This window comes from Mesorhizobium sp. Primo-A (genome assembly GCF_003997175.1).
Taxonomy (GTDB): Bacteria; Pseudomonadota; Alphaproteobacteria; order Rhizobiales; family Rhizobiaceae; genus Mesorhizobium; species Mesorhizobium ciceri.
The window spans coordinates 265,437-290,070 of sequence record NZ_RZTG01000005.1 but is presented as its reverse complement, the minus strand read 5'-3'; the positions used below and the strand labels follow the sequence as shown (position 1 = coordinate 290,070).

Genomic DNA, 24,634 nt, shown 5'->3' with positions numbered 1-24,634 from the left:
CCGTAGAGATATTTGACCTTGCTGGCCGGCTTGTCTCGCTTAGCTTGCTGCGTTGGGCAGGCGAGGGCGGGTCGGCAAGGTCGCTGACCGTCGCCGGATTTCCAACGTTTGCCTGATCCCCAGCCCATAAGCCCAACGGCCTGACCAGATCAAGGCCGGCTGATTTCATAAATCAGGAGGTTGTCCGAATCCAGCCGCTTGGTCCCGATCTTGTTGAGATAGTCGATCACCCCGTCATGATGCTCGATGAACGGCCGTTTCTGACTGTCTTCGGCATCCTTTGCCACGCCGAACCAATCCGCGCCTTGCGTGCGAAGTTCCTCAAGCTGTGCTATCGCGATGGCATCGTCCTCGACGAACCTGGACCACTCCACGTCGCCGCCACCAGGCGGAAACACCCACCCGCGCGCCCTGCTGTAATAGACTGCGACGGGATCTCCCACCTCCGGAGCGATGGCCACGACAAGATCGCCAGGTTGGGCCCTGCGCGCCAGCTCGTCGCCAAGCAACTTTCCATTCATGGCGAAGGGCGCCTTCATCGTCCGGACGAGGGGAAAAGTCGACCAGACAAGCATAGCGGCCACGATGCAAATCGACCGCAGAATTATCCCAGGAGACGGAACGGTTTTGGCTCCAAGCGTCGCCAGGACGACCGCGCCACGGCCGCAAAACATCGCAAATGGCACATGGAATATATGATAGTTCCATGGATTGGTCGTGATCTCACGTGCCGCAGCGAGATAAACAACAGAGGCCGCTGCAAGCCATATGAAAGGTATGGCCGAAAGAGCGCGTTCTTTCGATTCCGCGACTGGCTGGGGCGGTATCCAGAATCCGACCGCCATCAAAATCATGAACGGATAGCCATAAAACCACCAGACCGACGTGTTCCAAACAGATTTGAAATAGAAATCGTTGCTGAAAAACGTCCAGAATCCAGAATCCCAGATGTATCCGCTGCCCGCGACATGAAAGGGCGGATAGGTTCGCCCGAGATAAATGGCCCAGCTGTAGTAGGCGCCGATGACGAACAGGCTGACCAGTCCGCTTATGAATACTTTGGCCGCATGCTTTCGCCGATTTTGCAAAAGCCAGCAAACCATCAGATAGAATATGACGCCTCCAGCAGCCAAACCCGGTGGTTTTGCAAGCACACCGAGGGAAAAGCTGGCTGTGGCGAAAGGGAGCAGCCACGCGCTGCCTCCCGTCCAGTATTTCGTGAAAAGCCAGACGCCCAAGGTTACCAGAGCCAGCATCGAGGGGTCGGGAAGAAACGAGCTGTCGATCATGATCGCCGCCGGCATCAGCGCATAGGCAAGTGCCGCGGCGTGGGCGTGCGTCTCGCCCCAGCATAGCGCCGTTAATCTGTGCAGTGAAAACACCGTCACCAAGCCGAAAAGGGCCGCAATCATGCGGCCGAACCAGTCGTGCCAGCCAAAGAGTTGGTAGAGTATGGCGGTCAGATAGCTGACGATCTGGAACTCGCGGCCCTGATAGCTTGGCCCGGGCCCGGTCCAGCTGACCTCGGGGAAGAAGATGTTCCAGCTGCGCTGCTGGAAATTGTCGGCCATCATCGCGGTACTTGTTTCGCGCCAGCTGAAGGCATCGACCAGCGGCAAGGTTATGTTGTGGAACCTGAACAGGATCGCAATGAACAGTATCCCCAGCAAGATCGCCATGTTGGGGCTCACGGTGTTGCGAGCAGTCGTTTCCCGGACGGTCGACTGCTGCCGGTATTGCTGACCTTCGGCCTGGTTCAATTCCGGGTCGCCCGCCATTTGAAACCGCGTCCTCCCTGACGTCTGCGGATGTTGCTTTTGAGTGCGATTGTCAGAGTTGGCAGAGCATATGACACATTTCTTAATTTTGACGACAGCGGGATGCGCACATCTGGAACGGTTGTTGTCCGTCCGCTCGCAAAGGTTGACATCACCGTTCTCGCGACTGTTAAATAGTTCATACGGCTGTCAGAGCGATGATAGTGCTACCTTGGGCAAAACGGGCATGCGAACGCCAATTGTACTGACAGCTCTGACCGGATTGCCACCGCATGGTGTCGACGGTCGACGCAAACATTGTCGGTTCGCAACTTGTATGCAACTCATGTTTCTCCTGGCCCTCTGCGGCCAGACGGCGCTTTCGGGAACGGCGCATGCGGCTGCCGCCAAAGACGGCAGACCAGCGGGAACGGTCATCGCACCGGCTCCAACTGCCTACGAGCTGCAGCTTCTTTATGCCGACCGCACATGGATATGGAAAAACGGCGCGGCCTTTTTCGCGCAGGACAATCGACGTCTCCAGGCCTGGACGTCCGGGCAGGACACCACGTCTGTCGCGGAGGGTAGATGGCTGGTGACCAAGGATGGCAAGATGTGCATGGAGCTCGCCTGGCGATCGAAAGGTTACACCGGCGAGCAGCACCGCACCTGCTACAGCCACCGCATTCAGGGCCTGAATATCGAGCAACGCAAGGATCCGGACGGGGAATGGTACGGTTTCAAGCGATCTCCCGAGGATCCTTCCGACGAATACAAGAAATTCGAAGCAGGCGACACCAAGGGCGCGCAGTTCGAAGTGACCCGCAAGCTGGTCGATGCCAAAAAGTAGGCCGCGCTTCCGGCCGCGCTGAGATGGCCGGGCTGTTCTTCCCGTGCGCCTGTCGTGGAACCCGCGAATCGCTTATGGTTGAGTGGCTCGGCAGGCGCTCGGCGCGCCGAGCGCATTTAGTCGCATTCAACTGCATCGCCTGGACGACAAGACGATGGCCTGCCATACGGTTTTGATGAAATTTAATAATTAGTGATATCTAATATAACGTGTGATGTGCGAGTGGTCACTCATGCGGCGTGGAAGCGGCCCAAGTATAGTATGTCGCAATGCGCCCCTGGCTTATACTTGATAGCAAGGGACAGAGGATGAGAAATTCCGCGAGCGTATTTCGCTCAAGCAAGAATGTCGTATCTATTGCCGCGGCTGTGGCGCTGAGCTCTATGGTTGCAGGTTGTCAAGGTATGGACGCAACTGAAACCGGTTCGGTCCTTATCAGGCCCATCGTCCACCCGGTCCGCAGTCAGCCCTCGGTCCAGCCCGTGCAGGCCAGATTTCTCGTGCGCTCGCTCCGGGCCGACCTTCCGATCCAGATGACAAGCACAATAGGGACCGAAAGTGCCTACGCCTTTGCACCGCCGCAACGGATCAAAGCCAGCACGCCGGCGCCGGTGAACATCTCGTTCAATCCGGGCGATGGCAGCACGTTCTCGGGCGGCTCGCCTTATATCTGCAGCCCTAGCGGATTTGGCCAGCGCGCGAACTGTCACCCCCGCTATCTCTGACCCGTCGGGCGACGACCGGCGCTGCCGCCCTCACTGGCGGCAGTTTCATGGGCCTGGTCTTCAGTCCGAAAAAGGGAGCGGCCGTCCTGACAATCGTATCGATGTCTGAAAGCTCCGGCACAAAGCCAAGATGTTCGCGTGCGCTTCCCGGGTCGGCGTAGAGCTCCGCCGGATCTCCGGCGCGTCGGCTCCTGAACACTGCCGGAACCGGCCTCGACGTGATTCGGCCGACCGCCTTGACAATCTCCTTGATGGAGACGCCCCGCCCTGTGCCGAGATTGACCGCAAGGCTTCGCCCGCCACCCTCGATATGCATGAGCGCTTTCAGGTGGGCGCGGGCCAGATCGGTGACGTGGATATAATCCCTTACGCAAGTGCCGTCCGACGTGTCGTAGTCGGTGCCGAAAACCTCGATCGCGTCGATGATGCCCGATGCGGCCATGAGCACTCTGGGAACCAGATGGGTTTCCGGCGAATGCCACTCACCGAGCTCGCCATCGGGATCGGCGCCACAAGCGTTGAAATAGCGCAGGATCGCAAATTTCATTCCGTACGCGGACGCATAGTCGCCGATGATCTGTTCACCCATCAGCTTGGTGCGCCCATAGGGGCTGATCGGATTTTGCGAGGAGGTCTCGCGAACCGGCAACGCCTCCGGCACGCCGTAGGTCGCACAGCTGCTGGAGAAGATGATGTTTTCGATCGAACTCGCGCGTGCGGCATCGAGCACCGCGATGGTGCCTGTCACATTGGTCGAATAATATTCGGCCGGCTCGCGAACGGACTCTCCGACATAGGCCAGCGCAGCAAAATGGATCACGGCCGTCGGCCGGTGCGTTTCCATCGCCCGCCGCAGTGCATCCCGATCCCGGATATCGCCGACGACAAGCGGCCCCCAGGCGACGGATCTCTCATTGCCGCGGCTCAGATTGTCGAAAACCACCGGCATGTAGCCGGCGGCGGCCAACTGCTTGCAGGTGTGGCTGCCGATGAAGCCGGCTCCACCCGTCACCAGGACCGCCGGCCGGCTCATGAAGCAGCAGCTCCTCTGGCGATGTGACTTCCGTAGAGCAGGGTATCAAAATACTCGACGGTACGCGCGAGCCCCTGGCTCAAGCTGATTTTCGGCTCCCAGCCGAGATTGGCCCTGGCAAAGGAGATGTCCGGCTTGCGTTGCCTGGGATCGTCGACGGGCAGCGGCCGATGCACGATCTTCGATCGGGCGTTGGTGTAATCGACGACCAGCGTCGCCAGTTCCATGATGGTGAATTCGGCAGGGTTGCCGAGATTGACCGGGTGGGCGGGCGCGTTCGGCGCATTCATCAGCCGGATAAAGCCCTCGATCAGGTCGTCGGCATAGCAGAAGGAGCGCGTCTGCTGGCCGCTGCCATAGACGGTCAGGTCCTCGCCGCGCAGCGCCTGGACGATGAAGTTCGAAACCACACGTCCATCGTCGGGCTGCATGCGGCGACCGTAGGTGTTGAAAATGCGGGCGACACGAATATCGAGACCATAGGTTCTCGAATAATCGAAGAACAGGGTTTCGGCCGAGCGCTTGCCTTCATCGTAGCAGGAGCGCGGCCCGTGCGTATTGACGTTGCCGAAGTAGCTCTCGGGCTGTGGATGCACGAAGGGATCGCCATAGACTTCGGACGTCGAGGCCTGGAATATCTTGGCCTTGTTCTGTCGCGCGAGTTCCAGAAGGTTCAGCGAGCCAAGCACGCTTGTCTTGAAGGTGTGGATCGGATCTGCCTGGTAGTGCGGCGGAGAGGCTGGGCAGGCGAGATTGTAGATCTCGTCGCACTGAAGGTCCGAAGGCAGTGCATCGACGATGTCGTGCTCGATGCAGCTGAAGCTCGGATTGCGCTGAAGGGCATTGAGATTGTATCTTTTGCCGGTGTGGAAATTGTCCAGCGCGACAACGTCGTATCCGTCCCGCAAAAGACGTTCGCACAGATGCGAACCTAAAAATCCCGCTCCTCCGGCGACAAGGGCGCGTCGTCGGCTTTGGCTGGCGTCCTTTTGGCTGCCGGATTCCAGTTTCAGAACCTTGACAAGCTTAGTCATGCTTTCCTCATACGCACCGAACACGCTACCGCCGGGCCGGGACAAAGCATCGCCCGGCCACGTTCCTGAGAACGTGGCAAACCTCCGCATCTGCGGAAGCGCCATCACTGATGTGCGTCAATTGTTCTTGGCTTTCGCGAAGCTGGTGCGACTACACAACCTCCGTGCTGCCGCTCAGCATTCTCCGCGCCCCGAAATCGCGATCACACGCCCGGTGTCACCATCGATTGCTCGCCCAAATTGCACATCCCAACGCATCGAAAATATACCTGTGGAAATTATAGTCAACCAAATTAGCAATTCCTTAACCAAATGCGCTCGCGAATGGTTAATCATGAAAGCGGCTACGGCCTCTCGGACCGAAGCATGGCGCACAAGGCAAATCCTGTTTATGAATCAGCATATTGGCTCGATCGACGTCAATATGTTGCCGGACGCGCCAAGCTGTTCCTTGAGGTAGAATCAAAACCTGACAGCAAGAACGGCCAAGAATGAGCCGACAGCAATGTTCAGCGCGGCGCGCGAAATACACGGCTTAATTTTTGAGCGCATAGGTAGAACGTTATCGGCATTGTTGCGCAGCCACGCCGCCAATCTGGTTGCGCTCGCACCCCGTACGGTCCACCTCCAGGGTGGCTGCCGCAACTGGCCATCGCCTTTTGGCCGTCGGGGCGCTATTGGCAAGGTCACGATACGCCATGGTGATGTGAATGCGCTTTCTGTTTGTCCTGATCCTGCTTGTCGGCGCCGGCGTCGGTGTCATCTATCCCTGGGCGATGAGCAATTTCTCCGGGCACGAGATCGGCACCTGGCGGGTCTATGAGCAAGGCCGTTTCAAGCCGCTGACGGTGCCGCTCTCCGGCCGCGATGCGCCGGTGCGGGTGCTGGTCGACCTGACCGCAAGAGCCGAGCGCATCGTCTCGCAGCAGCGCACCGTGCTGACGCTGACCGCCGCCAGCAATGGCCGCACGGTGCTCGCCTCGACGCTGCAGTTCAACCATTCCGACAATCCTCGCCAGGCCAGCCCGCAACTGCCCGACAAGATCTTTCGCGACGAGGCCGGCGTCATCGCGACCGTCAGCCCGGGTCCCTACGTCTTCACCGTCGGACCGGGTGATGCCGACGACATACCGATGCGGGCTGTCGATCTCATCCTGCGCTCCGGCGCAGGCGAGATCGACAGCCGTGCACGGCCGGTCGGCTTCGCGCTGATGGCGATCGGCCTGATCGGATTTTTGCTGACCTTGCGCACTCGAGGCGGTCGGCCGGAAAATCCGAACTCTCAGCCGCCACCGCCGCGCTGGGGCAGGGGCTGATGCATGTCGCCCAAAAGTGTGCAGCGGTTTTGGGACAACGACATGCATAACGGCACAAAACGATGAACTACCGCCACGCCTACCATGCCGGGAATTTCGCCGACGTCGTCAAGCATGTCGTGCTGACGCGCTTGCTCGAGTATCTGAAGCAGAAGGACAAGGCGTTTCGGGTCGTCGACACCCATGCCGGCATTGGCCGCTACGATCTGTCGTCGGCCGAAGCGCAGAAGACGGGTGAGTGGCAAGGCGGCATCGGCAGGCTGATCGATGCCCCGTTTGCCGCGCCGGTGGCAGCACTGCTCGCGCCTTATCTGGAGACAATACGGTCGCTCAACCCTGAGGGTGGCATCCAGAAATACCCGGGCTCGCCGTTGATTGCGCGCCATCTCATGCGCAAGCAGGACAGGCTGACCGCGATCGAGCTGCACCCCAAGGATGCCGCGAGGCTGAGGACGTTCTTTGCCGGCGATTTCCAGGCCCGGATCATCGAACTCGATGGCTGGCTGGCGCTCGGCGCCCATCTGCCGCCGAAGGAGAAGCGCGGCCTTGTTCTCATCGATCCGCCATTCGAGGAAGCGGGTGAGTTCGATCGCCTCGTCGACGGGCTCATAAGGGCGCACAAGCGCTGGCCAGGCGGCATCTACGCGCTCTGGTATCCGATCAAGGACCGCAAGGCGATCATCGCTTTCCGCAAGGCGCTGAAGCAATCGGGCATCCCGAAGCTGCTCGACATCGAATTCGAGATCAGGCCGGCCTCTTCGGAACCCAGCCTCGACGGCAGCGGTCTGCTGGTGGTCAATCCGCCGTTCACGCTGGAGGGCGAGTTGCGGACGCTGCTGCCGGCCCTGCACAGGCTGCTTGCGGTGGGGCGGCCGGCGCACTGGTCGTTGGAATGGCTGGCCGGCGAGCAGGCTTGAGGCGGGCTCATTGACGACCCGGGACCCGCGCTCTTTTGGATCCGGGCATGAACGTGCCAGAGCCATTCCGGTGCCGTGTAAATTCGGCTTTGGTCAAAAAGCAGTTTCAAACTGGGAAACCATTGTCAACGCAACCGCTTGACCGCCGCCGAGCGAATCCGCACAGTGCGCACAATCGACCTTGAGAGGCTGCCATGACTCGCTTCGCCAAATCCGCTCTTGCCGCCCTGATTTCGCTCTGCACCCCGCTTGCCGCGCCTCTCGGTATCACCCAGACCGTGCAGGCCGCCGATCTTACGGTCTATTCCGATGAAGACAGCGGGGTCTGCGGTCAGCCTTGGGTACTGAACAAGATCACCAGCCGCTTTTCCTATCAGGTGCATCACGTGCCGCATCTGCCGGATGTGCAGATCACCGATTTCCGGCGCATTCACCAGCATCGCTATCTGGCGGCCGACGATACCTGGCCGATCGGTCGCCGTTATTGCGGGGCCACCGTCAGCCTGTCCGACGGCCGCGATCGCACCATCTGGTACCTGATCGAGGAAGGCCAGGGCTTTGCCTCGATCGGCGACAATGTCGAATTCTGCGTCTCGGGCTTCGACCGCTGGATGGTCTACAACGGCCGCTGCCGCATTCTGCGCTAAACCCGGTTTCCCCTTCCAATCTCTTTCGCGCCTGTGGCTTGATCGGCTGCAGGCGTTTTTCGTGCCGCGTTGACAGCTGGCGCGATCCGTCGCATATGTATGAGACAGACCTGTCTCACCACTCGGTATGCGCCATGACACCATCGCCCGTTTCCGATAAGCGCCAGCACGTCGTTGAAACGGCCTACGTGCTGTTCAAGCGCGCCGGCTTCCATGCGACGGGTATCGACCGGATCATCGCCGAAGCCGATGTGGCCAAGATGACGATGTATCGCCACTTCCCCAGCAAGGACGAATTGATCGTCGAGGTGCTCGACTATCGCGCTATGCGTTTCGACCGCCAGCTCGACCGGCTCGCCCAGGAGGGCATTCCGCCGGAACAGAAAATCGGAAGGATTTTTGACTGGCATGCACTCTGGTTCCGCAGCGCCGATTTCCATGGCTGTCTGTTCGCACATGCATTGGCCGAGTTCGGCGATCCCGGGCATCCGGTTTTCAAGGCCGTTGTCAGGCAGAAGAACGGCCTCAAGCGGCGCATGCGGTCTATCCTCGAAGAGATGATGCCGCGCGGCCGCGCCGAAAGCGTGGCGGCGACACTGCTTATGCTGATCGAAGGTGCGACCTTGCTGGCGCAGATGGGGCCGGCCGACGCCGCCATTCGCGACGCCCGCAAGGCGGCCATGGGCATCGTCGCTGCTTCGCGTAAGTCCCAATGAGCCCGCTGGTCATCGGGCTCGCATTGTTTGCGGCGATCCTGCACGCAACCTGGAACGCGTTCCTGCGCACGGGGGCCGACAGGTTGTGGACCGTCACCGTCATGAGCTTTTCCAGTACGGCGCTCGCCATCCCCTTAGCCTTCTTCCACGCCCTTCCGGCCGCGCCGGCCTGGTCCTACATTGTGCTCTCGGCCTGCCTGCAGGTTGGCTACAGTTTGTTTCTGGTGGCCGCCTACAGATATGGCGAGCTGGGACAGGTCTATCCGATCGTTCGCGGCAGCGTGCCGCTGCTCGTCACGCTCGGCGAGTTCTTCCTGGCCAACCAGCAGCTCACTCTGCCGCAGACCATCGGTGTCGCGCTGGTCGCGGGCGGCATCATGGGCCTTTCTCTCGGAAGGGGCAGGGCCGCCACGACATCGATACTCTATGCGCTGGCAACGGGAGCGATCATCGCCGCCTATGCGACGGTCGATGCGCTCGGCGTTCGGGCGGCGGGAAACGCCGGTGCCTATACCGCATGGGTGCTGGTGATCTACGGCGCGTTGCTGCCGGCGGCCTTCGTCGCCTGCCGTGGCCGGCTCACAGTCGACCTGGGTGCGCCGGAAACCTGGAAGGCGCTGGGCGGCGGCCTGTTTGCACTTCTGGCCTACGGTGTCGTGGTCGCGGCCTTCGCGCTCGGACCGGCCGGTCCGATCACCGCGATCCGCGAAACCAGCGTCGTCTTCGCGGCCTTCATCGGACGTCTGTTCCTCGGCGAGGTGCTGACGCCGCGGCGGGTCGGCGCCTGCGCCATCGTCGCGCTCGGCGCCATCTGCCTCGGCTATCAGCCGTGACGGAAATGCGCATCGCGCAGTTTCTCGATTTTCCTGATGGCGCCGACAGGTAAACCGGCTAGTCTGGACTCCCGAGAGCGGCATTACCCTCGGGAGTTTTCATGGATCTCGCGACCTCGCTTGCCTTTGCGGCCGCCTTCTTCGTGTTCGCTGCCAGCCCGGGTCCGGACAACATGACGATCGTCGCGCGCACAATCTCCAATGGCGCCGCGTCGGGCATCGCCTACGGTGCCGGCACCGTGGTCGGCATCCTCATCTTCCTGATCCTCGCCGCCTTCGGCCTGTCGATCGTCGCCGCCAAGATGGCGATCGTCATGACGGTGCTTCGCTATGGTGGAGCGGCCTATCTGGTCTGGACGGGCATCAGGCTGTGGATGGCGGCGCCCGTCATTCCCGAACTGCAGCCCATCTCAGGACGGCGAGGGCTGTTGATGATTTTTGCCACCGGCATCGCGCTCAATCTTGGCAATCCGAAAATGCCGTTGTTCTACATTGCGCTGTTGCCTAGCGTCGTCGGCGCATCGCTCGACGCAGGTCATCTCGGTGTGCTGATGATGGTGATCGTGGCCGTCGAGGTCGTGGTGATCGGCGGTCATGTCGTCCTCGCCGGTCGCGCCCGCAGCCTGTTGCGCACACCAAGGATCGTACGCCGGGTGAACCGCGCGGCGGGCGGTGTGATGATCGGCGCCGGCGTTGCCGTTGTTGCCGCGCGCTGAGCGGATTGCCCAGTCATCACGCTATTTCCTGCGCGCCGCCGCCTCGGCCTGATCGAGGATCTTGCGCAGGAATGCGGCATGGCCGCGGAACGCGCGCCGTCCGCTCGTCGTCGCCCTGACGCGCGTCTGCGGCCGGCGGCCGACGAACAGCTTTTCGATGTCGACATAACCAGCCCTGGCCAGCGTATCGAGATGCGCACCGAGATTGCCGTCGGTGACGTCCACGATGGCTTTCAGCCCGGTGAAATCCAGCGTTTGCCGCCTTTCCAGCATGCTCAGCGCCGCCATGATCCTGAGCCGAGTGCTCTGGTGGATGATTTCGTCGGCACTCATCGATTGGCTCCGGCGCAGCCAAGCCGGAGGCCGCCGACAACCATGCTGCCGCCGTGGCGGACCGTCTTGGCAATCTCGAACGGCGACAGCGCCGCTTGCTCCTGTGCGATCGACATTGAAATGCTCCAGCATGCTGTACAGAATACTCTGCCATGTAGAGTTATCTGTCAATTCACGAGCAGGCCGATCTGCGTTCGTGCTTGACAAGACGATGCACCGATCGGCTGTCGCATTGCAGTATAGATCGTCCGCCTGCACGAGATGATCGCACCGATGAGGCAGCGGTCATGATATCGGCGACCGACGATCGACACGCAAAGCTGCTCGCTGATCTTCGGAGCTTCACGAGAGGAGCGCTTCCGCGGAGTGTGGAGAATGTCGGCGACACATTCTAGCCAATGGTCGAAGATCAGAAGTGAATTTCTGCGACGATCAGCACGATCATGTGCCGATCGTAACCGAAATTTAAGCTGCGAAAATCAGTCTATTGCTTCGCTGGCTAGCAAGCCGCGAGTCAGATATGCATGAGCGCGCCGGGTCATTACGGCCGTCGGCACAAAGGAAGGGGCATCGCATGGCTAAGCAGTCATCCAAAGCGCCGGCGTCCAAGGCACCGGCAAAGAAAGCACCCGCAAAAGCAGCGACGGCAAAGGTCGCAGCTGCAGTGAAGAAAGCAGCACCCGCTGCCAAGCCGAAGGCCGCGGCGGCCAAGGCAAAAGCAGCACCGGCCAAGAAGCCGGCAGCGAAAGCTGCGGCGAAACCGGCAGTGAAGAAGGCGGCACCCGCCAAGGCAGCGGCAAAGCCGGCTGCCAAGGCGGCACCGGCCAAGAAGCCTGCAGCGAAAGCTGCGGCGAAACCCGCAGCGAAGAAGGCAGCAGCACCTGCCAAGAAACCGGCTGCCAAGGCTGCACCAGCCAAGAAGCCGGCTGCCAAGGCTGCTCCGGCAAAGAAGGCTGCGGCAGCGAAATCTTCAGCGCCGGTGAAGAAAGCGGCACCTGCGGCCAAGCCGAAGGCAGCGCCCGCGAAGGCCGGCAAGAAGTAGTCGCGCTTCCCTCGCCGGGGGCGGTGCCGAAACAGTCAAGGGCGGGTGCCTCACAGGGCGCCCCGCTCGTTGTTTAGGCAGTCGGAAGGCGAGAACAGAGGCGGACGGAGGATATCTTTTCGCAGCTCCCAGGACTTCGCCATAGGGCGGAGTCCGGTGGGGCTTTTTTCGTGTCATTCATGCGGGTGATGAAACATCGGCGCGAGGCTCGTCGGTCTTGCCAGTCGGCTGGCGGCTTCGCGCGATCCCGGCAACCATGGTGATGAAGCACCGTCTTCATGGAGCGCTCGCTAAACGGCCCTGGCCGCTGCGTCGCTCTGGCGGCTGGGTTTTCCGCTTCTGGCCATTGCCCGATCGCGCCCGATCGGTCAACACTGCCGGCCTGCAAAACAGGAAACGGATCATGCCCAGACTGCTCTATGCGTCGTCTTCTCCCTACAGTTCCAAGGTACGAATGGCGGCAGCCTATGCCGGCATCGCTGTCGATCTGGTGCCGATCAAGACCGAGGAGAAGCCGGCCGACTTGATGATCGCCAACCCGCTCGGCAAGATTCCGGTTCTGGTGCTCGACGACGGTCGCTCCATCCATGACAGTCGCGCCATCACCCAGCATCTCAACCGTTTGTCGAAGAGCGCGCTTTTTCCACGCAATCCCGACAAGCGGCTCGAGGCAGAAGTGCTGGAGGCATTGGCCGACGGCATTTGCGACTGTGCGCTGTCGATGGTCTATGAACGGCGCACGCGGCCTGAGGAGATGGTCTATCAGCCCTGGCTCGATCGCCAGTGGGCGAAGATCACGGCGGCACTCGACCTGCTCAACGCCAACCCGCCGAAGCTGCCGAAAAAGATCACCGCCGGCCAGATGGCGCTGCGCGCCTGCCTTGGCTATCTCGCGCTGCGCTTTGCCGGGAAATGGGAGAAGGGTCGCGCCCGGCTGACGCGGTGGGCGGCACGCTTCGACGAGAAGTTTCCAGAACTGAAGCCCTGCATTCCCGGTTGACCGCCCATTACCCGAATAGATTTACCCGGAAATCACGCGAGCATAAAAAAAGCCGGGCGCGAGGCCCGGCTTTTTCGTGTCGTGGCTTGAACGACTTAGAACTTCATACCGACGCCGAAGGTGACGCGGTTGTCGGTGGCCTTGACCTTGCCGATGCCATCGAAGCTCTTGCTGCCGAAGTCGGTGTAACGATACTCGACACGACCGAAGACATTGTCGGTCAGCTTGATGTCGGTGCCGAGACCGGCGGTCCAGCCGAGCAACGTGGCGCGGTCCGAACCGTATACGTCGTCTTCGACCTTCAGGCTTCTTCCGGCGAGACCGCCGGTGCCATAGAGCAGGATTTCGGGGGTCACGGCATAGCCGAGACGGGCTCGCAACGAACCCTCGAAGCCGGCCTTGGAATTGACGCCAGAATCGTCGCCCTTGACGCCGTTGTAGCCGAGTTCGGCTTCAGCGCCGTAGACGAAGTTCTCTTGCTGCCACTGATAGCCGCCGAAGACGCTGCCGACGAAGCCCTTGGTGCCGACGTCAACATTGTCAACACCCAGATCCTTTTCCTTGGTATGGCCGCTGAAGCCATAGCCGACGTTGAGACCGGCGTAGGGGCCGGCCCACGAAGCGACGGGAAGTTCAGCGATCGGCGCAGGTGCCGGCGGCTCTTCCGAAACCACGTCAGCAGCATAGGCAGTTCCGCTGAGGGCGAAGAGCCCGAGCGCAACGGCCAGCGGCCGTGCGAATTTGAGATTGGCTTGCATTGTTCTTTACTCCTTAAGCCACAGGACACAGGCTTGTTTCTCACGATCGCCATCGACCCGTCCGGGGGGGAAACGGATCTGGCGTTCGTCGGTTCCAAATGTCGTGTCAAAATGCGGCTGAAGCGAACCTGAACTTGGGTCATTCCCCGGCGCAAATGAGGCAGAACCTTGACGTTGCATCTTCGCAACAGCGAAATGGCAGGAACCATCCGGTGCTGCGCTGCACACCGCTTGGTGCAAGGACTCCAGCACCCTATATTGCGGTCGGGCACGCCTGAGTCCAGGGCGGGCCAAGATGCCCAAACGGCCGTTTCGCCACAATGCTGCCCAAGGTGCGAACACCATTTAACGCATGCCGGGCCATATTTCGCCGGCACTGCTTTTTCGGGCCGAAATTGAGGATTGACACCATATGAGCAAAGCCACTGTCACGGCGCTGGTGACGGGCGGGGCCAGGCGGATCGGCAGGGCGATCGTCGAGGATCTCGCCGCGCACGGTTTTGCCGTCGCCATCCATTGCAACCGCTCGCGCAGCGAGGCCGATGCGTTGGCTGCCGAAATCATCGCCGGAGGTGGCCGCGCCGCAGTGGTCGCCGCCGACCTGACCGATATGGACGCCATCGATGACCTTATCGGCGAGGCGCAAGCAGCGCTCGGGCCGCTCTCGCTGCTGGTCAACAACGCGTCGCTGTTCGAGGACGATTCGGTTCTGGATTTCGACTGGCGGGCCTGGGACCGGCACTTTGCCGTCCATGTGAAAGCGCCCGCGCTCCTGGCGCAGAATTTCGCCCGGGCACTACCGGCAGGGCAGGAGGGCCTGATCGTCAACATGATAGACCAGCGCGTCTGGCGGCCGACGCCGCGCTACTTCTCCTATGCACTGTCCAAATCGACGCTGTGGACAGCCACCCAGATGATGGCGCAAGCGCTCGGTCCCCGCGTCCGCGTCAATGCCATCGGCCCGGGGCCGACATTGAAGAACGCGCGTCAGGACGACAGCGATTTTGCAGCCCAAGTCGATGGCTTGATCCTCAAGCGCGGCCCGGAATTGCCGGAATTCGGCGCCACTATCCGCTATCTCTGGGAAGCGCGCTCGGTCACCGGCCAGATGATCGCGCTTGATGGCGGCCAGCATCTTGCGTGGCAGACGCCCGATGTGACAGGCATGACGGAATGAGTCCTGTAGACCACAAAAGCAAGCCGCGCGGCGGCACCGACGATCTGCCCCCCGATATCGACCTCGAGGACGAGGCGGTCGAGGAAATCGTTGAAACCGTCGGTCCCGATGTCGCCTTCACCGCCATCGACTGGACGCCGCATGCCGGCGACGCGGAAGGCATGATCGGCGCCGAGGTGATCCAGACGCTGGTCAAGCGGCTGCCCAACGCGCCCGGCGTCTACCGCATGATGAACGCTGCCGGCGATGTGCTCTATGTCGGCAAGGCACGCAGCCTGAAGAAGCGCGTCACCAACTACGCGCAAGGCCGCTTCCACACCACCCGCATCGGCCGCATGGTGCGCGAAACGTCGACGATGGAGTTCGTCGTCACCCGCACCGAGATCGAAGCGCTGCTGCTCGAAGCCAATCTTATCAAGCGCTTGCGGCCGCGATTCAACGTCCTGATGCGCGACGACAAGTCGTTTCCCTATATCCTCTTGACCGGCGACCATGTCTCGCCGGGCATCTACAAGCATCGCGGCGCGCGCTCGCGCAAAGGCGATTATTTCGGTCCCTTTGCTTCGGCCGGTGCCGTTGGCCGCACCATCAACTCGCTGCAGCGCGCCTTTCTGCTGCGCAGTTGCACCAACTCGTTCTACGAGAACCGCACGCGGCCATGCCTGCTTTATCAGATCAAGCGCTGCGCCGGTCCCTGCACCGGCGAGGTCTCGCACCAGGACTATGCCGAGCTGGTCAATGAGGCGAAGGACTTCTTGTCCGGCCGCAGCCAGAAGGTGAAGACGGAAATCTCGGCCGCCATGCAGCAAGCGTCGGAAGCTCTCGATTTCGAGCGCGCCGCGATCTATCGCGACCGGTTGGCGGCCCTGTCGCATGTGCAGAGCCACCAGGGCATCAATCCGGCGACCGTCGACGAAGCCGATGTCTTCGCCATCCATCAGGAAGGCGGCCAGGTCTGTATCCAGGTGTTCTTTTTCCGCACCGGCCAGAACTGGGGCAACCGCGCCTATTTCCCCAAGGCCGATCCGGCGTTGGAAGCAGCCGAGGTGCTGGGCTCGTTCCTGGCGCAGTTCTATGACGACAAGCCGACGCCGCGGAACATTCTTCTGTCGCATGGCGTCGAGGATCAGGAATTGCTGGCCGAGGCGCTCTCCACCCGCGCCGGCCGCAAGGTCGCAATCTCCGTGCCGCAGCGCGGCGAGAAGAAGGACCTGACCGACAACGCTTTGCAGAATGCCCGCGAAGCGCTCGGACGCCGGCTGGCTGAAACCTCCACCCAGGGACGCCTGCTTGCCGGTTTCGCCGAGACATTCGGCCTGCCGAAGCCGCCAGTGCGCATCGAGGTCTACGACAATTCGCACATCATGGGCACCAATGCCGTCGGCGCCATGGTCGTTGCCGGACCGGAGGGGTTCGTGAAGAACCAGTACCGGAAATTCAACATCCGCTCGACCGAGATCACGCCTGGCGACGATTTCGGCATGATGCGCGAGGTGATGGAACGGCGGTTTTCGCGGTTGCTCAAGGAGCATGGCGATGTCCCGGCTGGGGATGCAGCCGACGGTTCGGCAGACGATATGGAGGACGATATCTCCGGCAGCTTCCCGGCCTGGCCCGATGTCATCCTGATCGACGGTGGCCAGGGCCAGATGACCGCGGTGCGCAAGATCCTCGCCGATCTCGGCATCGAGGACCGCGTGGTTGCCATCGGCATCGCCAAGGGCCAGGACCGCGATGCCGGCCGCGAGCGGTTCTTCGTCAAAGGCAGGGACTCGTTTTCCCTACCGGTCCGCGACCCCGTGCTCTATTTCGTCCAGCGGCTGCGCGATGAGGTTCACCGTTTCGCGATCGGCTCGCATCGGGCTCGCCGCAAGAAGGAAATGGTCAAGAGCCCACTTGATGAGATCAGCGGCATCGGTCCCGGCCGCAAGCGGGCATTGCTGCTGGCATTCGGCACCGCCAAGGCGGTCAGCCGCGCGGCCATCGAGGATCTGCGGAAAGTCGACGGGATTTCCGAGCAGGTGGCGAAACTGGTCTACAATCACTTCCACGAGAGTTGAAAAATCTGGCACTTTCATCTGGCCTGTCGAATCTGGCCTGTTGACCCCCCACATTCGCTTCTGATTTGAGTAGGCAGGCAGAAAGAGTTTCCCGGATATGGCCAAGCGCGCGTTCAACCTGCCCAACATGCTCACCTACGCCCGCATCGTCGCGGTGCCGATGGTGGTGCTGTGCTTTTTTCTCGAAGGACATCTGAAGTCGAGCGACTTTGCCCGGTGGTCGGCGCTGATCATCTTCCTGCTCGCCTCGATCACCGATTATCTGGATGGCTATCTGGCGCGCGCCTGGCAACAGACCTCCAACATCGGCAAGATGCTCGACCCGATCGCTGACAAGCTGCTGGTCGCCACCTGCCTGCTGCTGCTGGCTGCGGACACCGATCGCCATGCGGGCATTGCCGGCTGGTCGTTGTGGGCGGCGATCATCATCCTGTGCCGCGAAATCCTCGTCTCGGGCCTGCGCGAATATCTGGCGGCGCTGAAAGTCTCGGTGCCGGTGACGCAGCTGGCAAAATGGAAGACCGCCATCCAGATGGTCGCCATAGCGTTCCTCTTGGCCGGACCGGCCGGCGACAAGATCTTTCCGCTGACCACCCAGACCGGGCTGGTGCTGCTGTGGATCGCGGCGTTGGTCACACTCTACACCGGCTACGACTATTTCCGCGCCGGCCTCAAGCACATCATGGACGAGTGAGATGACGACCCGGCTCATCTATTTTGCCTGGGTGCGCGAGCGCATCGGCATGCCCGAGGAAGACGTCGACTTGCCGGCTGGCATCGAGACGGTCGCCGATCTCCTGCGCTGGCTGAAATCGCGCGGCGAGGGCTACGAGCACGCGCTGCAATATCCTGACGTCATCCGTGTCGCTATCAACCAGGAGCATGTCGAGCACCGCGAGAAGATCGCGGGCGCCCGCGAAATCGCGCTGTTCCCGCCGATGACCGGGGGCTGAAATGACCGGCGGGATCATACCTGTCGTGCGCATTCAGCGCCAAGATTTTGACGTCGCGGCCGAAATCGCCAGACTGACGCAAGGCCGCGCCGATATCGGCGCCGTGGTGAGCTTCTCAGGCCTTTGCCGCGACGAGCAGGGCGCGCTCTCAGCGCTCGAGCTCGAACACTATCCCGGTATGGCCGAAGCAGAAATCGCCCGCATCGCTGCTGAAGCGGTCGAGCGTTGGCCGTTGCAGGGGCTCACCGCCATCCACCGCCACGGGAAGATCGCGCCCGGCGAGAGCATCGTGCTGGTGGTGGCAGCCTCCGCGCACCGCCATGCGGCGTTCGAGGCGGCGAATTTTCTCATGGACTATCTCAAATCGCGCGCGCCCTTCTGGAAGAAGGAGCATCGGGCTGACGGCTCGGAGGGTGGCTGGGTCGAGGCCAAGGAAGCCGATGCAACGGCCGCGCAACGCTGGAAAGCGTCCGAATAAGATCCGCCGCAGCCATGCATTGACCGCAATCCTTTGGCCAATTGGCGGAATTGGTCAGCCTGGGCATTGGCAACCCGTGGCATTGGCAGCCCAGGGCATTGGCAGCCCGGGGTGAGGGAGATGGTCATGCTGGACAGGATCGCGGAGTTCTTCATCTTCGGTTTCGTGCCTCTGGTCGTCGGCATATTGGCCGTTCCTGAGCAGTCTGTTGCCGCCGAAAAGGCAGTGAGAGGCGAAGTGATCTATCGCGAGCGCATTGCCTTGCCGCCCAGTGCCGTGCTCTCTGTGCAACTTGCCGATGTGTCGCTGGCCGATGCGCCGGCCACCATTATCGGCGAGCAGAAAGTGAAGCCGACCGGCCAGGTGCCGATCAGCTTCGAGATCAAATTCGACCCTTCCGTCATCCGGTCGCAGATGACTTACGCGTTGCAAGCCCGCATCACCGTCGACGACAAGCTCCTGTTCATCTCCGATATGCGCCATCAGGTCGATCCGCTGACCGACGTGCCGCAGACCATCATGCTGAAGATGGTCGCCCCGAACGCCGAGCCGACGGTTTCGGTCTTCGACCAGCTCTGGCTGGTCGACTATGTCGACGGCATCGGCGTCATCGCTGCCCCGCAAGCGACATTCAGGGTCAGCGAGGCCGGCAAGGCGGGCGGCAGCGGCCCCTGCAACACCTATTTCGCCACCGCCAAGGTCAATGGGCAAACGATCGTGATCGGAGACATCGGTTCGACCTACAAGGCCTGTGCGCCAGAGGTGATGGCCGAGGAAAAGGCGCTGTTCGATGCGCTGGCCAAGGCGGCGTCATACCGCGTCGAGGCCGGCAAGCTCATCATATCAGGCAAGGATGGCCGCGAGATCCTGCGCTTTAGCGCGGCGAGCTGACCCCCAACGAAAAAGGCCGGCGAAACGCCGGCCTTCTTTTTACGGAATCCAAGGTCTGGATCGTCGGCTCAGCCGACGATCTCGGTGTCCGAGAACCAGTACTTGATCTCTTCTGCCGCGGTCTCCGGTGCGTCGGAGCCGTGCACGGAGTTTTCGCCGATCGACAGCGCATGAACCTTGCGGATGGTGCCTTCGGCGGCGTTGGCCGGGTTCGTGGCGCCCATCACTTCGCGGTTCCTGGCAATGGCGTTCTCGCCTTCCAGCACCTGGACGACGGTCGGTGCCGACGACATGAATTCAACCAATTCGCCGAAGAAAGGACGGTCCTTGTGGACGGCATAGAAGCCTTCCGCTTCGCGGCGGCTCATCCAGACCCGGCGCGAGGCGATGACACGCAGGCCTGCCTCTTCCAGCATCCTGGTGATGGCGCCGGTGAGATTGCGCCGGGTTGCGTCCGGCTTGATCATGGAAAATGTGCGTTCGAGCGCCATGGGTCGTCCTTGTCTGAGAATGGAATTGAGAGTGGCGGGCTCTATACAAGCCGCCCGGCCCATTGCCAAGGGCCCCCGATCAGACGGCTGCACAGCAACGCTTTGCTTGCTATAGTCGCGTGCCGGCGCCGCGCTGAGGTCGGGCCGTATGGAGACAACATGACCATGACAGACGATCGTCAGGAACGCATTCGCAACCGTGCGCACCAGATCTGGCTGCAAGAGGGCCAGCCGGCTGGACATCATGAGCGCCATTGGCATCAGGCGGCGGCGGATGTCGACCAGGAGGACGCCACGGACAAGTCGGCAGCCAAAAAGCCAACCAAGAAGGCAGCTGGCGCCGCCAAGCCAAAAGCCGCCCCCAAGGAGGCAAAGGCTGCCACGAAGGCCGGCAAGCCAAAGAAGGCGGCCAAGTAAGTTACTGCTTTACGGCGTCAAGCCGCGGCGGCGACCTTTCGCCCCAGCCCGCCATGCAGGTCGAGGCAGCGGGCGAACCACTGCGCCACCACGTCGCCGTCGTCGAGCAATTGGTAGGGCGAGGCTATGCGCGCCCATTGCAAGGCGCCGAAGACGATATAGTCGCCAAACAGCGGCGCCGCGCCGCCGATGAACGGCTGATAGAAGAGCATCGAGCGCAATGGCTCCAGCGAGGCTCTGAAAGTGCCGAGCCCGGCCTCCCTGGCGGCCGTCACCTCCTCCAGCCTCTTGCCAAGACGCTGCTCCCGGCTTTGGCGGAAATAGACGGCGTTTTCCGCGTCCTGCATGGCATGAAGGTCCATGATGGCCGCGGTGGTCACGTAGGGATGAATGGTCACTTGCGACCAGCGTTCGATGAAGCGCGCCATCGCCTCGCCGCCTTCACCGCCAAACAGCGTCGGCCGGTCCGGATAGGCTTCATCGAGATAGAGCGCGATGGCGAAAGAATCCGCGAGGACTGTCTCGCCGTCGCGGATCACCGGAACGGTTTTCGAAACGCCGCCCTCGACAGCGGGCACCTCGAGAAAGCGCGTCGGTACGGTTGATATGTCGAGCCCCTTGTGGGCAAGCGCCATCGCCACCTTCCAGCAATGCGGGCTGAACGGACGTGTGCTGTCGCGTCCGACGAGATCATAAAGCAGAATGGTCATTGGCGGCGGCTCCCGTGCGGGTTAGGTAGGCCCCGCATCGACGCGAGCCGAGGGAAGCCATGAGACAGCATTTCATGATGTTTGCGGCCTATAATCAATGGGCCAACGGTCGCATCTATGATGCCGCCGCCGAACTCGATGATGAGGAATTCAACCGCGATGTCGGCGCCTTCTTCGGCTCGATGATGGGCACGCTCAACCACCTTTTGACTGCCGACCGCATCTGGATGAAGCGCTTCACCGGGGAGGGCGACGCGCCGACGACACTGGACGCTATCCTGCATCGGGGGTTGACCGGCCTGCGGGCGGCGCGTGAAGCCGAGGACAGGCGGATCATCGATTGGGTCGGCGGCCTCAATGACAAGGCGTTGACGGGCCGGTTCACCTACATGACCGTCTCGGACATGCGCATTCGCAAAGGCTGGCGCCGGCGCTGGACCATGTCTTCAACCACCAGACCCACCATCGCGGCCAGGCGCATACGATCTTGACCATCCTGGGACGGCCAAGCCTGGGGTTGGACCTGATGCTTTTCCAGCGGACCGAGGAGGGCAGGGCTTTCGCCTGATCCGGTGGCGTTTGCGTAGTCAGTCCGAAGGTTGTGCCGGCCGTCGCTGCATTTTGTGCTGCAGCATCGTCTTTGCATCAGTAGGCACCGGATGGATTCAGGCAGCCGTCGAAGCCTCGCCCCTGATTTCGTTGTCCAACTGGGACTGGGTCAGGGCCGCTTCCGCCATGACCCACTGCTTGAACAACTGGACCTTGCGTGCGGCAAGGCCTTTCAGCGGAGAGACAAAATACCAGCCAGCCGTGTTCGGATGATGGACGGCGAAGGGAGCCACCAGCCTTTCGGCGCGGATGTCGCTGGCCATATAGGCACGGTTGGCCACCGCAAAGCCCATCCCGGAATTGGCTGCCTCGTAGGACATCATGCACGAGTCGAAATAGATGCTCTTGGTCTCGCTGAGCACGAAGCTGGCGCCGGCGAAACCAAGCCAGGACTGCCAATTCTGGGTGCAGGTGTCGGAATGCAGCAGGGTGAAGTGCTTGAGGTCGTCCGGTGTCACCTTCGACAGCCGCTTGTCGCCGAGGACTTCGTGGAACAGCTTGCGGCTGCACACCGGTGTCAGGTCTTCGCGAAACAGCAGATCGGACTGCAGCCCGTGAAAGTGACCGTCGCCATAACGGATTTCGAGATCGAATTCCGAGGCCGTGAACTCATGCGTCGCGTACGAAGTCGAGACCCGCATCACGATATCGGGATATTGCTGCTGGAACAGCGGCAGGCGCGGAAACAGCCAGCGTGCCGCAAAGGTCGGCAGCACCGATATTTTTAGCACATGCTCCTGCGATTGTCCGGTCGCTTCCATGCTGGCGGCCACGATTCGCTCCAGCGCCTCGCGAACGCGCGAGACATAGGTCTCGCCCTCCGGCGTCAACGACACCGCATTGCCGCCGCGCTGGAAAATCTTGAAACGAAGCTGATCCTCCAGGCTTTTCACGCGCTGGCTGACCGCTGAAGCGGTAATAAACTGTTCTTCACCGGCGCGCGTGAAATTCCCGTGCCGCGCAGCACTTTCGACGATTTTCAGCGAATTGAGGTTGACCTGACTGAGCAGACGCACGGTTTCGACCTTAAGCTTGGCTTACACTAGCACCAGCATTCCTAATTTTACAGGGGTGGGTGAATTAATCGACTGTTTACCAAGTGTTGCCCCCATCCTGGAGAAGTACAATGAACGCCCACACCATTCCCGAACTGCGTTATGCGATGAGCCGCGAAGCCATTATCGGCCATGAAACCGCCTGGAAAGTGTCGAGTTTCGGTGTCGCGCAATATCTGCACGGCTATGACCCGGCACTGCTTGCCGCGATCGAGGAGGCTGCCCTGAAGCTCAAGGCCAGCCATGCCGTGCACAAGCACCTCGATCTGACCTTCATCACCGGGGCCGACCGTTACATCCCCGAGATCAGGGAATTGCTGCATGACAAGCTGCGCCTGGAGCGGCTGTCCGACATGATGGGCACCAAGCTGGAGCCCTATCCGCTGTCGATCGTCGGCTCGACGGTCACCTTCATGAATCCAGGGACGGCGCCGTGGAGTGGCATTGCGATGGCGTTCCGGTCACCGAGCTCATTCCGCTGTCGATCAGCAATCCGCTGGTCGGCGGCCACCTCGAAATCTATTGCGACGACTCCGAAACCGGCCGCGCCATTCTCGAATCCGGCCGCGAGATCCCGCGCAACAGTGTCATGCGCATCGATCACAAGATGAACTACGCGACGCTCGGCCAGTTCCTGGGCGTCCTGCATCGCACCGCGCCGATCCGGTTCGGCGAGCGCGTCACGCTGGTGCTCAACCAGCGCTCGGTGGCCAAACCCTATGTCGACGACAACAGAATGTTCTATCTCGCCGCCGACAATGACCACGACCGTGAGTGGGTCAGCGAACTGGCCGAAGATGTCTGGACCAACCAGCTCCCGGCCTACCGTCGGTTCGAGGCGGAGCATCCCGTGCCCGCCGCCGTCGATGCTCCGGTTCCGGGCGGAGCCAGGGAATCATGATAGTGAACCATGATCCCGAAAAGTCGGAACCGGTTTTCGGACAGGATCATGGTCGAACAGCAAAATAGAATCCCATGCCGATTGTTTCGGCAGGGATCCGGCTCGATATCCGCGTTGGTCTTCGCTGCCGGTGCGGTGGCGTTGTGGTCCACCAATGCCCTGGTCGGCAAATCCCTGCTGACCGGCCACCCGGTGTCGCAGGTCCAGTTCCTGCAATTTGCAGGCGCTGCACTCGTCTTCGCCGCCATCCGATTGATGAGCCGGGCCATCCGATTGATGAGCCGGGAAAGAGTAGCACCGGTCACGGCCGGGGCGGCGCTCATCTCTCTCGCGGTCGGCTTCATCGGCCTGGTCGGCACCATGGTGCTGCAATACATCGCCTTCGCTTCGATGCCGGTGATCGAGGCCAATCTGGTCGCCTACACCTGGCCGTTGATGGTCGCGGCGGCAGTCATTGCCTTGGAAAATCCGCGGCGTCCGGCACTGTTGGGTCTCGCCGCGGTGGTAGGCTTCATCGGCGTCGCGCTGGTGATTTCGGGAGGGCGCAACCAATCCTGGCTCGACGGCGATCTGGTCGGGTATCTCGCCGCATTCGGGTCGGCGCTGTGCATGGCCTTCTATTCGATCATGGTGGGACGGGTCGCCACCCCAGCCGATCGCCTGTTGCTGCCCTCATCGTTGATCGGCGTCGCTTTGACGTTTCTGTGGTGCGCTCGCGACGGTTTCACCTGGCCCATCGGCGCGGACCTGGCTCTCGGCCTTTATCTCGGCGCCGGTCCGATGGGCTTGGGCTACTATTTCTGGTCGCGCGCCTTGAAGCTTGAAGGCAGCGGCAGGGTCGCGGTGGTCGCCTATCTCACGCCGATCGCCTCGACCCTGCTTTTGACCTTGTCCGGCGAACGGCTGACGGTGACGGCCATTGTCGGAGCCATTCTCGTCATCGGCAGTTGTGTCGCGGTCGGTGTGGAACGTTCGGAGGCCGAAAACCATGTTTGACGAGAATGAGCGTCTGGCCATTCAGGAAGCGCATTGGCTGATCGACGAATTCGGCGTCGAGGCACCGCTTTACGCCGCGATGAGGGCCGAAAAGGCGATAGAACAAAAGGATTTGGCGCGCTGCGCCCGCTGGAAGCGTATTCTGGAGATATTGGACGAAAGTCCTGCCGCTAAGTCTGCTGGTTCCAAGTATTAGATTTTCTAATTTGCACGGCGTCG

At 61.4% G+C, this 24,634-nt stretch carries 29 protein-coding genes and 1 pseudogene; 22 read left to right on the top strand and 8 right to left on the bottom strand.

Annotation, left to right across the window (positions count from 1 at the left end):
- Positions 1-149 precede the first annotated feature (149 nt).
- Positions 150-1,778, bottom strand: a complete 1,629-nt coding sequence (locus EOC83_RS12125) for a glycosyltransferase family 39 protein (protein WP_013532497.1) — start codon at positions 1,776-1,778, stop codon at positions 150-152.
- Between the two features lie 226 nt (positions 1,779-2,004).
- Here EOC83_RS12125 and EOC83_RS12120 point away from each other — a divergent pair, with 226 nt between their 5' ends.
- Complete coding sequence (locus tag EOC83_RS12120; RefSeq protein WP_244514284.1) at positions 2,005-2,607, top strand: DUF995 domain-containing protein; 603 nt, start codon at positions 2,005-2,007, stop codon at positions 2,605-2,607.
- A gap of 678 nt (positions 2,608-3,285) precedes the next feature.
- Here the strand turns inward: EOC83_RS12120 and galE are convergent.
- Together galE and EOC83_RS12105 are read right to left on the bottom strand one after the other, a co-directional pair.
- Positions 3,286-4,365, bottom strand: coding sequence for a UDP-glucose 4-epimerase GalE (gene galE, locus EOC83_RS12110; protein ID WP_013532494.1), 1,080 nt, complete (start codon positions 4,363-4,365; stop codon positions 3,286-3,288).
- Positions 4,362-5,399 (bottom strand): UDP-glucuronic acid decarboxylase family protein, encoded by a 1,038-nt coding sequence (locus EOC83_RS12105; protein ID WP_013532493.1) that lies wholly within the window; start codon positions 5,397-5,399, stop codon positions 4,362-4,364. The genes galE and EOC83_RS12105 overlap by 4 nt, the downstream gene beginning before the upstream one ends.
- A gap of 366 nt (positions 5,400-5,765) precedes the next feature.
- Here EOC83_RS12105 and EOC83_RS33560 point away from each other — a divergent pair, with 366 nt between their 5' ends.
- The 7 genes from EOC83_RS33560 (at position 5,766) to EOC83_RS12075 (ending at position 10,544) form a co-directional block, all read left to right on the top strand.
- Positions 5,766-5,894: a hypothetical protein gene (locus EOC83_RS33560; protein WP_272482885.1), complete on the top strand. Its 129-nt coding sequence runs from the start codon at positions 5,766-5,768 to the stop codon at positions 5,892-5,894.
- A 215-nt stretch (positions 5,895-6,109) separates the two neighbouring features.
- Entirely contained in the window at positions 6,110-6,715 is a 606-nt protein-coding gene (locus EOC83_RS12100; RefSeq protein WP_013532492.1) for a hypothetical protein, read from the top strand.
- Positions 6,716-6,777: 62 nt separating this feature from the next.
- Positions 6,778-7,632: a 23S rRNA (adenine(2030)-N(6))-methyltransferase RlmJ gene (locus EOC83_RS12095; protein WP_013532491.1), complete on the top strand. Its 855-nt coding sequence runs from the start codon at positions 6,778-6,780 to the stop codon at positions 7,630-7,632.
- A 194-nt stretch (positions 7,633-7,826) separates the two neighbouring features.
- The gene (locus EOC83_RS12090) at positions 7,827-8,279 is read left to right on the top strand and encodes a hypothetical protein (protein WP_013532490.1); all 453 of its coding nucleotides are present in this window, start codon (positions 7,827-7,829) and stop codon (positions 8,277-8,279) included.
- A 134-nt stretch (positions 8,280-8,413) separates the two neighbouring features.
- Positions 8,414-8,995 carry a TetR/AcrR family transcriptional regulator gene (locus EOC83_RS12085; protein ID WP_013532489.1) on the top strand — a complete coding sequence of 194 codons (582 nt, stop codon included), beginning with the start codon at positions 8,414-8,416 and terminating at the stop codon, positions 8,993-8,995.
- Positions 8,992-9,828 (top strand): DMT family transporter, encoded by an 837-nt coding sequence (locus EOC83_RS12080; RefSeq protein ID WP_013532488.1) that lies wholly within the window; start codon positions 8,992-8,994, stop codon positions 9,826-9,828. Before EOC83_RS12085 ends, EOC83_RS12080 begins: the two co-directional genes overlap by 4 nt.
- A 101-nt stretch (positions 9,829-9,929) precedes the next feature.
- Complete coding sequence (locus EOC83_RS12075; RefSeq protein WP_013532487.1) at positions 9,930-10,544, top strand: LysE family translocator; 615 nt, start codon at positions 9,930-9,932, stop codon at positions 10,542-10,544.
- A 21-nt stretch (positions 10,545-10,565) separates the two neighbouring features.
- On the opposite strand, the gene EOC83_RS12070 is transcribed toward EOC83_RS12075, so the two are convergent.
- Positions 10,566-10,877: a transcriptional regulator gene (locus EOC83_RS12070; RefSeq protein WP_013532486.1), complete on the bottom strand. Its 312-nt coding sequence runs from the start codon at positions 10,875-10,877 to the stop codon at positions 10,566-10,568.
- Positions 10,878-11,451: 574 nt separating this feature from the next.
- Here EOC83_RS12070 and EOC83_RS12060 point away from each other — a divergent pair.
- Both EOC83_RS12060 and EOC83_RS12055 read left to right on the top strand, forming a co-directional pair.
- Positions 11,452-11,919 carry a hypothetical protein gene (locus EOC83_RS12060; protein WP_063167706.1) on the top strand — a complete coding sequence of 156 codons (468 nt, stop codon included), beginning with the start codon at positions 11,452-11,454 and terminating at the stop codon, positions 11,917-11,919.
- A gap of 403 nt (positions 11,920-12,322) precedes the next feature.
- A complete protein-coding gene (locus EOC83_RS12055; RefSeq protein WP_013532484.1) occupies positions 12,323-12,919 on the top strand; it encodes a glutathione S-transferase family protein in 597 nt (198 codons plus the stop codon).
- A gap of 95 nt (positions 12,920-13,014) precedes the next feature.
- On the opposite strand, the gene EOC83_RS12050 is transcribed toward EOC83_RS12055, so the two are convergent.
- On the bottom strand, positions 13,015-13,677 hold the full coding sequence (locus EOC83_RS12050) for an outer membrane protein (RefSeq protein WP_013532483.1): 663 nt from the start codon (positions 13,675-13,677) through the stop codon (positions 13,015-13,017).
- A gap of 412 nt (positions 13,678-14,089) precedes the next feature.
- On the opposite strand from EOC83_RS12050, the gene EOC83_RS12045 reads away from it, so the two are divergent.
- The 6 genes from EOC83_RS12045 (at position 14,090) to EOC83_RS12020 (ending at position 19,236) form a co-directional block, all read left to right on the top strand.
- Positions 14,090-14,854 carry an SDR family oxidoreductase gene (locus EOC83_RS12045; protein WP_013532482.1) on the top strand — a complete coding sequence of 255 codons (765 nt, stop codon included), beginning with the start codon at positions 14,090-14,092 and terminating at the stop codon, positions 14,852-14,854.
- Entirely contained in the window at positions 14,851-16,914 is a 2,064-nt protein-coding gene (gene uvrC, locus EOC83_RS12040) for an excinuclease ABC subunit UvrC (RefSeq protein ID WP_013532481.1), read from the top strand. Before EOC83_RS12045 ends, uvrC begins: the two co-directional genes overlap by 4 nt.
- A 97-nt stretch (positions 16,915-17,011) precedes the next feature.
- Positions 17,012-17,608, top strand: a complete 597-nt coding sequence (gene pgsA / locus EOC83_RS12035) for a CDP-diacylglycerol--glycerol-3-phosphate 3-phosphatidyltransferase (RefSeq protein ID WP_013532480.1) — start codon at positions 17,012-17,014, stop codon at positions 17,606-17,608.
- 1 nt (position 17,609) lies between these two features.
- Positions 17,610-17,867 carry a molybdopterin converting factor subunit 1 gene (gene moaD / locus EOC83_RS12030; protein WP_013532479.1) on the top strand — a complete coding sequence of 86 codons (258 nt, stop codon included), beginning with the start codon at positions 17,610-17,612 and terminating at the stop codon, positions 17,865-17,867.
- 1 nt (position 17,868) lies between these two features.
- The gene (locus tag EOC83_RS12025) at positions 17,869-18,345 is read left to right on the top strand and encodes a molybdenum cofactor biosynthesis protein MoaE (protein ID WP_013532478.1); all 477 of its coding nucleotides are present in this window, start codon (positions 17,869-17,871) and stop codon (positions 18,343-18,345) included.
- Between the two features lie 126 nt (positions 18,346-18,471).
- On the top strand, positions 18,472-19,236 hold the full coding sequence (locus tag EOC83_RS12020) for a YbaY family lipoprotein (RefSeq protein WP_013532477.1): 765 nt from the start codon (positions 18,472-18,474) through the stop codon (positions 19,234-19,236).
- 68 nt (positions 19,237-19,304) lie between these two features.
- On the opposite strand, the gene ndk is transcribed toward EOC83_RS12020, so the two are convergent.
- A complete protein-coding gene (ndk, locus tag EOC83_RS12015; RefSeq protein WP_013532476.1) occupies positions 19,305-19,727 on the bottom strand; it encodes a nucleoside-diphosphate kinase in 423 nt (140 codons plus the stop codon).
- Positions 19,728-19,886: 159 nt separating this feature from the next.
- On the opposite strand from ndk, the gene EOC83_RS12010 reads away from it, so the two are divergent.
- Entirely contained in the window at positions 19,887-20,144 is a 258-nt protein-coding gene (locus EOC83_RS12010) for a DUF2934 domain-containing protein (protein WP_013532475.1), read from the top strand.
- 17 nt (positions 20,145-20,161) lie between these two features.
- Here EOC83_RS12010 and EOC83_RS12005 read toward each other — a convergent pair whose 3' ends face one another.
- Positions 20,162-20,854, bottom strand: coding sequence for a glutathione S-transferase family protein (locus EOC83_RS12005; RefSeq protein WP_013532474.1), 693 nt, complete (start codon positions 20,852-20,854; stop codon positions 20,162-20,164).
- Between the two features lie 59 nt (positions 20,855-20,913).
- Between EOC83_RS12005 and EOC83_RS12000 the strand changes: the two are divergent.
- Positions 20,914-21,422, top strand: a pseudogene (locus EOC83_RS12000) (DinB family protein).
- 97 nt (positions 21,423-21,519) lie between these two features.
- On the opposite strand, the gene EOC83_RS11995 reads toward EOC83_RS12000, so the two are convergent.
- Entirely contained in the window at positions 21,520-22,479 is a 960-nt protein-coding gene (locus EOC83_RS11995; RefSeq protein ID WP_013532472.1) for a LysR substrate-binding domain-containing protein, read from the bottom strand.
- Positions 22,480-22,589: 110 nt separating this feature from the next.
- Between EOC83_RS11995 and EOC83_RS11990 the strand changes: the two genes are divergently transcribed.
- The 4 genes from EOC83_RS11990 (at position 22,590) to EOC83_RS11975 (ending at position 24,611) form a co-directional block, all read left to right on the top strand.
- A complete protein-coding gene (locus EOC83_RS11990; RefSeq protein WP_013532471.1) occupies positions 22,590-23,129 on the top strand; it encodes a hypothetical protein in 540 nt (179 codons plus the stop codon).
- On the top strand, positions 23,108-23,419 hold the full coding sequence (locus tag EOC83_RS33185) for a hypothetical protein (protein WP_244514285.1): 312 nt from the start codon (positions 23,108-23,110) through the stop codon (positions 23,417-23,419). The genes EOC83_RS11990 and EOC83_RS33185 overlap by 22 nt, the downstream gene beginning before the upstream one ends.
- Positions 23,420-23,533: 114 nt before the next feature.
- Complete coding sequence (locus EOC83_RS11980) at positions 23,534-24,415, top strand: DMT family transporter (protein ID WP_244514286.1); 882 nt, start codon at positions 23,534-23,536, stop codon at positions 24,413-24,415.
- On the top strand, positions 24,408-24,611 hold the full coding sequence (locus EOC83_RS11975; RefSeq protein ID WP_013532468.1) for a hypothetical protein: 204 nt from the start codon (positions 24,408-24,410) through the stop codon (positions 24,609-24,611). Before EOC83_RS11980 ends, EOC83_RS11975 begins: the two co-directional genes overlap by 8 nt.
- The last annotated feature ends 23 nt before the right edge of the window (positions 24,612-24,634 follow it).

Bases quoted from the DNA above. Each gene is read 5' to 3' on its own strand.
- EOC83_RS12045 (WP_013532482.1), top strand. From the start codon at position 14,090: ATGAGCAAAGCCACTGTCACGGCGCTGGTGACGGGCGGGGCCAGGCGG.
- EOC83_RS11975 (WP_013532468.1), top strand. From the start codon at position 24,408: ATGTTTGACGAGAATGAGCGTCTGGCCATTCAGGAAGCGCATTGGCTG.
- EOC83_RS12080 (WP_013532488.1), top strand. From the start codon at position 8,992: ATGAGCCCGCTGGTCATCGGGCTCGCATTGTTTGCGGCGATCCTGCAC.
- moaD (WP_013532479.1), top strand. From the start codon at position 17,610: ATGACGACCCGGCTCATCTATTTTGCCTGGGTGCGCGAGCGCATCGGC.
- EOC83_RS12060 (WP_063167706.1), top strand. From the start codon at position 11,452: ATGGCTAAGCAGTCATCCAAAGCGCCGGCGTCCAAGGCACCGGCAAAG.
- EOC83_RS12090 (WP_013532490.1), top strand. From the start codon at position 7,827: ATGACTCGCTTCGCCAAATCCGCTCTTGCCGCCCTGATTTCGCTCTGC.
- EOC83_RS12075 (WP_013532487.1), top strand. From the start codon at position 9,930: ATGGATCTCGCGACCTCGCTTGCCTTTGCGGCCGCCTTCTTCGTGTTC.
- EOC83_RS12100 (WP_013532492.1), top strand. From the start codon at position 6,110: ATGCGCTTTCTGTTTGTCCTGATCCTGCTTGTCGGCGCCGGCGTCGGT.
- EOC83_RS12055 (WP_013532484.1), top strand. From the start codon at position 12,323: ATGCCCAGACTGCTCTATGCGTCGTCTTCTCCCTACAGTTCCAAGGTA.
- EOC83_RS12050 (WP_013532483.1), bottom strand. From the start codon at position 13,677: ATGCAAGCCAATCTCAAATTCGCACGGCCGCTGGCCGTTGCGCTCGGG.
- ndk (WP_013532476.1), bottom strand. From the start codon at position 19,727: ATGGCGCTCGAACGCACATTTTCCATGATCAAGCCGGACGCAACCCGG.
- pgsA (WP_013532480.1), top strand. From the start codon at position 17,012: ATGGCCAAGCGCGCGTTCAACCTGCCCAACATGCTCACCTACGCCCGC.
- EOC83_RS12025 (WP_013532478.1), top strand. From the start codon at position 17,869: ATGACCGGCGGGATCATACCTGTCGTGCGCATTCAGCGCCAAGATTTT.
- galE (WP_013532494.1), bottom strand. From the start codon at position 4,365: ATGAGCCGGCCGGCGGTCCTGGTGACGGGTGGAGCCGGCTTCATCGGC.
- EOC83_RS12105 (WP_013532493.1), bottom strand. From the start codon at position 5,399: ATGACTAAGCTTGTCAAGGTTCTGAAACTGGAATCCGGCAGCCAAAAG.
- EOC83_RS12095 (WP_013532491.1), top strand. From the start codon at position 6,778: ATGAACTACCGCCACGCCTACCATGCCGGGAATTTCGCCGACGTCGTC.
- EOC83_RS12120 (WP_244514284.1), top strand. From the start codon at position 2,005: ATGCGAACGCCAATTGTACTGACAGCTCTGACCGGATTGCCACCGCAT.
- EOC83_RS11990 (WP_013532471.1), top strand. From the start codon at position 22,590: ATGAACGCCCACACCATTCCCGAACTGCGTTATGCGATGAGCCGCGAA.
- EOC83_RS12125 (WP_013532497.1), bottom strand. From the start codon at position 1,778: ATGGCGGGCGACCCGGAATTGAACCAGGCCGAAGGTCAGCAATACCGG.
- EOC83_RS12070 (WP_013532486.1), bottom strand. From the start codon at position 10,877: ATGAGTGCCGACGAAATCATCCACCAGAGCACTCGGCTCAGGATCATG.
- EOC83_RS12005 (WP_013532474.1), bottom strand. From the start codon at position 20,854: ATGACCATTCTGCTTTATGATCTCGTCGGACGCGACAGCACACGTCCG.
- EOC83_RS12085 (WP_013532489.1), top strand. From the start codon at position 8,414: ATGACACCATCGCCCGTTTCCGATAAGCGCCAGCACGTCGTTGAAACG.
- uvrC (WP_013532481.1), top strand. From the start codon at position 14,851: ATGAGTCCTGTAGACCACAAAAGCAAGCCGCGCGGCGGCACCGACGAT.
- EOC83_RS12020 (WP_013532477.1), top strand. From the start codon at position 18,472: ATGCTGGACAGGATCGCGGAGTTCTTCATCTTCGGTTTCGTGCCTCTG.
- EOC83_RS33185 (WP_244514285.1), top strand. From the start codon at position 23,108: ATGCGCATCGATCACAAGATGAACTACGCGACGCTCGGCCAGTTCCTG.
- EOC83_RS12010 (WP_013532475.1), top strand. From the start codon at position 19,887: ATGACCATGACAGACGATCGTCAGGAACGCATTCGCAACCGTGCGCAC.
- EOC83_RS33560 (WP_272482885.1), top strand. From the start codon at position 5,766: ATGGCGCACAAGGCAAATCCTGTTTATGAATCAGCATATTGGCTCGAT.